The sequence below is a fragment of the Mycobacterium sp. genome (assembly GCF_050701515.1).
In the GTDB taxonomy this organism is placed as follows: Bacteria; Actinomycetota; Actinomycetes; order Mycobacteriales; family Mycobacteriaceae; genus Mycobacterium.
On the sequence record NZ_JBOGDB010000261.1, the window covers coordinates 23,775 to 29,870 of the forward strand.

Consider the following 6,096-nt stretch of genomic DNA (forward strand, 5'->3'; position numbering starts at 1 on the left):
CCTCCGTCACTCCATCAGCACAGCGGCGAGCGTGCCGCCGAGTTCGTAGGCCCGTTCGCGCACTCCGGCGTCGACGGCGCCGACAACCTCCAGTGCGTCGGCGGCCTTGCTCAGCGCCAGCCCCGTCGCCACCTTGTCCACGGCGTTCGCCGCGCCGACGGTGTCGTTGTTGCCGTGCACCCACACTCCGTACGGTCGCCCGGCCACGTGGTCGAGGCTCGGGTAGTAGACGGTATCGAAGAAGTGCTTGAGCGCGCCCGACATATAGCCAAGATTGGCGGTGGTGCCGAACAGGTAGCCGTCGGCCTCGAGCACATCCGGGACCGTCGCCGCGAGAGCCGGCCGCACTTCGACCTCAACACCCTCGATGTCGGGATCCCGGGCGCCGGCCAACACCGCCTCCAGCAGTTCACGCGTCGCCGGAGACGGTGTGTGGTGCACGACCAGCAGCCTCTTGGTCATTCCTTCTCCTGCAGCTGGACGGCCTTCTTCATTGCCTCCCGGGCCCGGCCGCGGTCACCCGCATAGTCATACGCCCGCGCCAGCCGATACCAGCGCCGCCAGTCGTCCGGGTCGTTCTCGAGTTCTTCGCGCACGGTGTCGAACAGCACGTCGGCCGCATCGCGCTGGATCCGGCCCGACGGCATCTTGGGCAGGGAGCTGACGTCGAGTTCCATGCCCTCGTCGCGGATGATGCGGGCCAGCCGTTGGTGCGCAAGGCCCGCCTGAAGCGTGCTGACCATCACCCAGATTCCGATCAGTGGCATGATCAGGACCGCCAGGCCGAGCCCGATCGCGGCGGCGCGGCCGGACGTGATGAACGCGATCGCGATCCGGCCGAGCAGCAGGAAGTAGACGACCAGCGCCACGCACATGAAGCCGATCAGCAGCTGGATGCGCAGTGCGCGTGCGCTCTCACTCATGTCAGGTCAAGCAGCGGCTCGATACCCACGGTGAGCCCCGGGCGTTCCCGCACGCGGCGCACCGCCAGCAGCACGCCGGGTACGAACGAGGTGCGGTCCAGGCTGTCGTGCCGGATGGTGAGCGTCTCGCCCTGCGTGCCGAACAGCACCTCCTGGTGCGCGACGAGTCCGGCCAGCCGCACCGAATGCACGGGGATGCCGTCGACGTCGGCGCCGCGTGCACCTTCCAGCCCGGTGCTGGTGGCATCGGGGTTGGGCGGCAGGTCTTTTCGCGCTTCGGCGATGAGTTGCGCGGTGCGAGCCGCGGTGCCCGACGGGGCGTCGGCCTTCTGCGCATGGTGCAGCTCGATGACCTCGACGGACTCGAAGAAGCGCGCGGCCTGCTGGGCGAAATGCATGGACAACACGGCGCCGATCGCGAAGTTCGGCGCGATGAGCACCCCGACATCGGGCTTGGCGGTGAGCCAACTGCGGACCTGCCCCAGCCGCTTGTCGGTGAAGCCCGTGGTGCCGACGACGGCGTGAATGCCGTTCTCGATCAAGAACTTCAGGTTGTCCATCACCACGTCGGGGTGGGTGAAGTCGATGATGACCTCGGTATCGCGGTCGGTCAGCAGGCTGAGCGGGTCACCCTCGTCGACCTCGGCCGACAAGGTCAGGTCGTCGGCAGCCTGTACCGCCTGGACCATCGTCGAGCCGACCTTGCCCTTGGCGCCCAGCACTCCGACTCGCATGGCTGGCAGCCTAGTCCCCGGACGGTGCCGGTCCGGCCGACGTGGGGTCGCCGACCTTGATCAGCATCTTGCCGATGTTGGCCCCGGTGAACAGCCCGTTGAGCGCGTCGACGCAGGACTCGATGCCTTCGAAGATGGTCTGGCGGTGCACCAGCCGGCCCTCCTGCTCCCACTGCCGAAGCGGGGCGAAGGCCTCGTCGAATCGGCCCCACTGGTCGAGCGTGTTGAAGCCCTGCATCAGCGCGCTCTTGGCCAGCAGATTGACATAGTTGGCCGGCCCCGGGTGCTCGCCGGTCAGATAGCTGGAGATGACGCCGCAGAGCACGACCCGCGCCCTGGGAGCCAACCGGCCAAGCACGGCGTCCAGGATCGGCCCGCCAACGTTGTCGAAATACACGTCCACCCCGCGGGGACAGTGTTGTTTGAGCGCCGCAGGCAGGCCGTCCTCGCGGTAGTCGATGCAGGCGTCGAACCCGAAGTCCTCGACCACGGCCCGGCATTTGTCCGGCCCGCCGGCAATGCCGACCACCTTGGCTCCGGCGATCTTCGCGATCTGACCGGCCACCGACCCGGTGGCGCCCGCCGCCGCCGAGACCACCACGGTCTCGCCGGGCTGGGGCCTGCCGATGCCGGTCATCCCGAAATACGCCGTGGCGCCGGTCGGCCCGTACACCGACATCACCGCCAGCTGATCGACGGCGTCGCCGGGGACGGGCGTGCTGAACACATCATCGCGGATGATGACGTAGTCCTGAAAGCCCGTCAGCGTGGTCACCACGTCGCCGACCGCATAAGCGTCGCAGCGCGTCGCAACGACCTCGCCGATTCCCGCCGCCCGGATGACCTCGCCCAGCTGCACCGGCGGCAGGTAGCCCGGCTGGTCGTTCAGCCAGGTCCGCACGGCGGCGTCGATTCCGACGTAGGTGGCGCGGAGCAGCGCCTCGCCGTCGGCGGGTTCGGGCGCCGGTGTGGAGACCAGCTCGGTGTCACCGGGCTGAACCAGCCCGGTCGGGCGGCGACGCAGCAGGATCTGGCGGTTCGTCAGGTCGGGCACGATGCCGAAACTACCGAAGCCGCCGCGCGGTTGGATCGCCTGCATTCCTGTCTAGAGTCGGTCCCGTGGCGGACGAGTCGCTGATCGCCTGGCTCCTGGATTCCGATCCAGCGCTGCGCTGGCAGGTCGAGCGCGACCTGGTGGGCGCACCGCGCGAGATTTGGGAAGCGACACGGGCACGGATCGCGACCGAAGGCTTCGGCAAACGGCTTCTCGCGCTGCAGGATTCAGACGGCCAATGGGCTGGCGGCTCATTCTTTCCCGCAGATTTCGACTTCAATAACGCCGAGGCGGCAGAAGCAGGACAGCCCTGGACGGCAACAACGTGGACGCTCAACTCGCTGCGGGAATGGGGCTTGGACTCAGCGGTCCTGCGCGAGCGCCGCACCGCCGAGCTGCTCGCTGAGAACAGTCGTTGGGATTACAACAACCTGCCGTATTGGCGCGGCGAGGTCGACTGCTGCATCAACGCCTGGACGGTGGCCAACGGTGTGTGGCTAGGCGCCGACATCACCGGTGTCGTCGAATGGTTCTTAGAGCATCGACTGCCCGACGGCGGCTGGAACTGCGAGTGGATCGAGGGCTCGGCGCGATCGTCGTACCACTCGACGCTCAACTCCCTCAAGGGACTACTCGCGTATGACGCAGCGACGGGAGGCACCGACGCCACACACGCGGCAAGGCGTGAAGGGCAGGAATATCTGTTGCGGCGCGGACTCTTTCGCCGTCTGTCCACGGGCGAGCCGGTCGCACCGTGGGTAGACCACCTCGGCTATCCGTTCCGCTGGTCCTACGACGTGCTCAACGCGGCCGAGTACTTCCGACAGGTGTCGCTGCTCGAACGCGCTGCGCCGGACCCGCGCATGGCCGAAGCGATCGAGCTCATCCGTGCCGCCAGACAGTCCGACGGCACTTGGCTGCAGCGCGGCCGGAACCCCGGCCGGGTGTGGTTCGAAGTGGACGTGCCAGCTGGTGAGCCATCGAAGTGGCTGACGCTATTCGCGACCCGCGTGCTCGCCTGGTGGGACTCTGAGGTGAGTCTATAGCGGCGAGGCTCCACGCAGGTGCTCGAAGATCAGCGACGTCTGCGTGCCGGCGACGTCGGCGTCGGCGTTGAGGTTCTCCACCACGAACGACCGCAGGTCCTCGGTGTCGCGGGCGGCCACATGCAGGATGAAGTCGTCGGCGCCTGCCAGGAAGTACACGTCCATTACCTGAGGCTTGCGCCGGATCTGCTGGATGAAGCTGCGGATCTTGGCGCGCGCGTTGGACTGCAGGGTGACCGAGACCATCGCTTGCAGCGACAGTCCAATGGCCGCCGGGTCGATGTCGGTGTAAAAGCCACGGATCACGCCGAGCTCCTGCAGCCGTCGGACCCGGCCGTGACACGTCGACGGCGCGATGCCGACCAGCTCGGCCAGGGCGCTGTTGGCGATCCGCGCATCGGTGTGCAGCTCGGTCAGGATGCGCCGGTCGATGTCGTCGATGTCGACCGGCTGAACATCCTTCGGCGGTGAGGGCACAGTGGCCAGCGATTTCGTCGGCCCTTCGGGCATGCCGTTACTATATCGAAGGATCATCGCGGTTATTGCCAATCACTCGAATGTTCTTCACAATTCTAGGTAGCCCAGAGACACAGGAGCGGTCATGCGCGTCGGCATCCCGACCGAGATCAAGAACAACGAGTTCCGCGTTGCCATCACCCCGGCCGGCGTGGCCGAGTTGGTGCACCGCGGCCACGAGGTGATCATTCAGTCCGGCGCCGGAGACGGCTCGTCGATTTCCGATGCCGACTTCAAGCGCGCCGGCGCTCAGCTGATCAACGGCGCCGAACAGATATGGGCCGAGGCCGATCTGCTGCTCAAGGTCAAGGAGCCGATCGAGGCCGAGTACGGCCGCATGCGTGCGGGCCAAACCCTGTTCACCTACCTGCACCTGGCCGCATCCAAGCCCTGCACGGATGCGCTGCTCGCGTCGGGCACCACATCGATCGCCTACGAAACCGTGCAGACCGCCAACCCAGACGGATCAGCCGCGCTTCCTCTCCTCGCCCCGATGAGCGAGGTCGCCGGCCGGCTGTCGGCGCAGGTCGGCGCGTATCACCTGATGCGCAGCCACGGCGGCCGCGGCGTGCTGATGGGTGGGGTGCCCGGGGTGGCCCCGGCCGAGGTCGTGGTGATCGGCGGCGGCACCGCCGGCTACAACGCCGCGCGGGTGGCCGCCGGAATGGGCGCCCACGTCACGGTCTTCGACGTCAGCCTGGCCAAGCTGCGCCAGGTGGACGCCGAGTTCGGCGGTCGGATCGAGACCCGTCACTCGTCGATCCTCGAACTCGAGGACGCGGTCAAGGAGGCCGACCTGGTGATCGGCGCGGTGCTGGTGCCTGGAGGCAAGGCCCCCGAGCTGGTGACGAATTCGACTGTCGCGCACATGAAGTCAGGTGCGGTTCTGGTGGATATCGCGATCGACCAGGGTGGCTGCTTCGAAGACTCACGGCCCACAACCCACGACGATCCGACGTTCGCGGTGCATGACACGGTGTTCTACTGCGTGGCCAACATGCCCGGCGCGGTGCCGCGGACCTCGACGTTCGCGCTGACGAACGCGACCATGCCGTACGTGCTCAAGCTCGCCGACAAGGGTTGGCGCGCGGCCTGCCAGGCCGATGCCGCACTGGCCAAGGGCCTTTCGACGCATGAGGGCGCGTTGCTGTCCGAGCAGGTGGCGACGGACCTGGATCTGCCGTACACCGACCCGGCCATCGTGCTGGCCTGACGTCTCAGGCCAGCGCCAGCAGATCGCTGGTGCGCCACAAAACCAGCGCGGCGAACAACGCAAGCATGCCGACCGTCGCGCCTGCCTGCACGAGGTTGCGACGTTCGCGCGGCGCGTACGCGTAGGCCAGGGCGACCACCCCGCCCGTCACCAGCCCGCCCAGGTGTCCCTGCCAGCTGATCGACGGGACCGTGAACGTGATGACGAGGTTGATCACGATCAACACCACCACCCACCGAACGTCGACGTTGACCTTCTTCGCCAACACGAATGTGGCTGCGAAGAGGCCGAACACCGCGCCCGACGCACCCGCTGTCGCGGCATCCAACGGCGACAGCAGATAAACCAGCGTCGAGCCGCCTAAAGCGCTCAGCGCGTAGAGCGCGCCAAACCGCAGCCGCCCAAGCCACGCCTCCAGTGGTGGGCCCACCACATACAGCGCCCACATGTTGAACAGCAGGTGAGTGATCCCGTAGTGCAGGAACGCCGAGGTGATCAGGCGGTAGAGATCTCCGTCGGCAGCGACGGCGGGCGACCACAGCACGAGCTCCCGCTCCAGGCTCGACGACGCGGTCTGTGCGACGAAGGCGAACACGTTGAGCGCGATCAG

General features: G+C 67.3%; 8 protein-coding genes. 2 read left to right on the top strand and 6 right to left on the bottom strand.

What is annotated here, in order from left to right; genetic code table 11:
* Positions 1 to 6: 6 nt before the first annotated feature.
* The 4 genes from ACRDU5_RS19745 to ACRDU5_RS19760 are packed head-to-tail and all read right to left on the bottom strand — an operon-like array spanning position 7 to position 2,711.
* Positions 7 to 462, bottom strand: a complete 456-nt coding sequence (locus ACRDU5_RS19745) for a flavodoxin family protein (protein WP_526616499.1) — start codon at positions 460 to 462, stop codon at positions 7 to 9.
* Positions 459 to 923 carry a hypothetical protein gene (locus tag ACRDU5_RS19750; protein WP_526616501.1) on the bottom strand — a complete coding sequence of 155 codons (465 nt, stop codon included), beginning with the start codon at positions 921 to 923 and terminating at the stop codon, positions 459 to 461. Before ACRDU5_RS19750 ends, ACRDU5_RS19745 begins: the two co-directional genes overlap by 4 nt.
* On the bottom strand, positions 920 to 1,657 hold the full coding sequence (dapB, locus tag ACRDU5_RS19755; protein ID WP_526616503.1) for a 4-hydroxy-tetrahydrodipicolinate reductase: 738 nt from the start codon (positions 1,655 to 1,657) through the stop codon (positions 920 to 922). Before dapB ends, ACRDU5_RS19750 begins: the two co-directional genes overlap by 4 nt.
* 10 nt (positions 1,658 to 1,667) lie before the next feature.
* On the bottom strand, positions 1,668 to 2,711 hold the full coding sequence (locus tag ACRDU5_RS19760) for an NADP-dependent oxidoreductase (protein ID WP_526616509.1): 1,044 nt from the start codon (positions 2,709 to 2,711) through the stop codon (positions 1,668 to 1,670).
* A 65-nt stretch (positions 2,712 to 2,776) separates the two neighbouring features.
* On the opposite strand from ACRDU5_RS19760, the gene ACRDU5_RS19765 reads away from it, so the two are divergent.
* Positions 2,777 to 3,757: a squalene cyclase gene (locus ACRDU5_RS19765; RefSeq protein ID WP_526616504.1), complete on the top strand. Its 981-nt coding sequence runs from the start codon at positions 2,777 to 2,779 to the stop codon at positions 3,755 to 3,757.
* On the opposite strand, the gene aldR is transcribed toward ACRDU5_RS19765, so the two are convergent.
* Positions 3,752 to 4,267, bottom strand: coding sequence for an HTH-type transcriptional regulator AldR (aldR, locus tag ACRDU5_RS19770; RefSeq protein WP_526616505.1), 516 nt, complete (start codon positions 4,265 to 4,267; stop codon positions 3,752 to 3,754). The genes ACRDU5_RS19765 and aldR overlap by 6 nt on opposite strands.
* 91 nt (positions 4,268 to 4,358) lie before the next feature.
* On the opposite strand from aldR, the gene ald reads away from it, so the two are divergent.
* Entirely contained in the window at positions 4,359 to 5,486 is a 1,128-nt protein-coding gene (gene ald, locus ACRDU5_RS19775) for an alanine dehydrogenase (protein WP_526616506.1), read from the top strand.
* A 4-nt stretch (positions 5,487 to 5,490) separates the two neighbouring features.
* Here the strand turns inward: ald and ACRDU5_RS19780 are convergent.
* On the bottom strand, positions 5,491 to 6,096 hold a 606-nt coding region (locus ACRDU5_RS19780; protein WP_526616507.1), incomplete at its 5' end, for a rhomboid family intramembrane serine protease.

What these genes read in the sequence shown, in the direction of transcription:
- dapB (WP_526616503.1), bottom strand. Translation starts at nt 1,657, where the DNA reads ATGCGAGTCGGAGTGCTGGGCGCCAAGGGCAAGGTCGGCTCGACGATG.
- ACRDU5_RS19745 (WP_526616499.1), bottom strand. Translation starts at nt 462, where the DNA reads ATGACCAAGAGGCTGCTGGTCGTGCACCACACACCGTCTCCGGCGACG.
- ACRDU5_RS19750 (WP_526616501.1), bottom strand. Translation starts at nt 923, where the DNA reads ATGAGTGAGAGCGCACGCGCACTGCGCATCCAGCTGCTGATCGGCTTC.
- ald (WP_526616506.1), top strand. Translation starts at nt 4,359, where the DNA reads ATGCGCGTCGGCATCCCGACCGAGATCAAGAACAACGAGTTCCGCGTT.
- aldR (WP_526616505.1), bottom strand. Translation starts at nt 4,267, where the DNA reads ATGCCCGAAGGGCCGACGAAATCGCTGGCCACTGTGCCCTCACCGCCG.